This is a genomic window from Microcoleus sp. LEGE 07076 (genome assembly GCF_015207455.1).
GTDB lineage: Bacteria > Cyanobacteriota > Cyanobacteriia > Cyanobacteriales > Microcoleaceae > Microcoleus.
On sequence record NZ_JADEWV010000444.1, the window covers coordinates 1 to 1672 of the forward strand.

General features: G+C 42.5%; 2 protein-coding genes. Both read right to left on the minus strand.

Annotation, left to right across the window (positions count from 1 at the left end):
- Positions 1-26: 26 nt before the first annotated feature.
- Positions 27-1112 (minus strand): FHA domain-containing protein, encoded by a 1086-nt coding sequence (locus IQ270_RS30080; RefSeq protein ID WP_339384253.1) that lies wholly within the window; start codon positions 1110-1112, stop codon positions 27-29.
- 27 nt (positions 1113-1139) lie between these two features.
- A partial coding sequence (locus IQ270_RS30085; RefSeq protein WP_193976754.1) for a hypothetical protein occupies positions 1140-1672 on the minus strand: 533 nt, incomplete at its 5' end.

The following is a 1672-nucleotide window of genomic DNA, read 5'->3' on the forward strand; positions in this document are numbered from 1 at the left end:
GAGAAAGAGCTAGCAGTGCAGATAAGCTAAGCTTGTGGGTCAAGGAAGCGATTGTAGTAAACAAATCGGTAGAATTTCTGTTCATTGGCTGTATATTCATCTTTTGGGTAAAAAGTTATAACGTAGTTGTGTTTGAGAGAAATATCTTTGCGAGAACTCAGGCGCTCGCCATTCACTGCGATACTGCCGTAGGACTTAGGGTTAGGTTTGAGAATAGCTTCACGGGCTTTCATTTCTAAGTCAGCAACATGAAGGGGAAGTCCCGGAATTTGGATATTGGCTTTGGGAGCAGAACCAATTCTGATAATGCCTTTTTCTGGCAGTTGAATTGATAAGCCTTCCTCAATCTTGTCGGATTCACTATCGCTAACAAACTTGAGTTTGGCCTCCTGTTTGTCGATCGCAGGATAGGCAGGTGCAATGTTCGAGCTACCAAATTGATCGTCATAATTTTCTCCTGTGTATTCAAAACCAGTACCAGCCCTGAGAGCGGCCATGTAGCTAGGAGATGTCGATCGGCTAAATGCGAAGCCCAGCAACATTCCTAAAATTGCAAATCCGATCGGATCTTCAACACCTTTGAAGGCAGGCGGAAATGCTCCGATTTGTCGCAAGATTTCAAAGATTAGCGCGGCTGCTAAACTCGCTGTAACGCTGGCTATTAAACTTGTTTGGAATCGCTGCCAAAAACGCTTTGCATCTCCCGCTTCGATGCTGTGCCACCGCCAAGTCACTCCCTCAGCAATGCCTGTAGAAGCGCCGATAAATAGCCAACATACGATTCTCAAAATCCGGGTATCAAACCGAATTTCTGGCAAAAGGACAATTTGGGCAATCCCGCCTGCAATTAAGCCCGCTAATATCCCCAATCCGGCGGCAATGCTAATCGGAAGTAAGGCAATGCGCCAGCACAATTTAGGTCTAGTGGGGGTGCTGACAAAGATTTCAGTAAACACCATTGCAACGGCCAGCCACACTGCGATGCAGGGAAAAAGTATGAGTTCGGGAAATTGCTTGAGTAAACCTAAATCAGTGAGGAATACTTGACCGATGTTCCAGCCTATTAAGGCTGATGTAATGCCCGCGAGTATGTACAGGTAGCTTCTCATCATAATTCCATGTCAACCTCATTAATTTTTTTATGGATACCGAATTGATAACTTAAATTCGATGTCTTGTTTTAAACTCCTCATGGTTTTTTTAGTATTATCATCTATATAACCAAGCTGATCACCCAACTTTTTTTGGTATAAATGTATGGCTTTTACCCACTTGATTTGCTCTTGGGGATCGTATTTTTTTGCTCCTTTATAATCCAGGTCGGGAACATTCAAAACCTCATAGAGTGCTGTGAGAATATCATCATTTTCTTCTCCCTTTTCCCCCTTTATCTCTTTGATAATTTGGTCAATAGAATCAATAGTTTTCTTGAATCTGTCTGGTTTCATTCCTTCTCGGTACTTTGGATCTATCGAAGAAATATTAGGATCTGAACTTTGAGTTACTGTTGGTGTTTGCATAGGTTTTGTATTGTTACCGTCTTTTGTACTGTTTGGAGTTCCTGGCAAATCCCGATTCGATTGCGGAGAAGTCTTTGAGTCATTTCTAGTAGTTTCTCCTGGTTTTTTGGAACTATTTAATGCTCCACCAGACCAAAATCCTCCGATAAAGG

Bases quoted from the DNA above. Each gene is read 5' to 3' on its own strand.
- IQ270_RS30080 (WP_339384253.1), bottom strand. From the start codon at position 1,112: ATGATGAGAAGCTACCTGTACATACTCGCGGGCATTACATCAGCCTTA.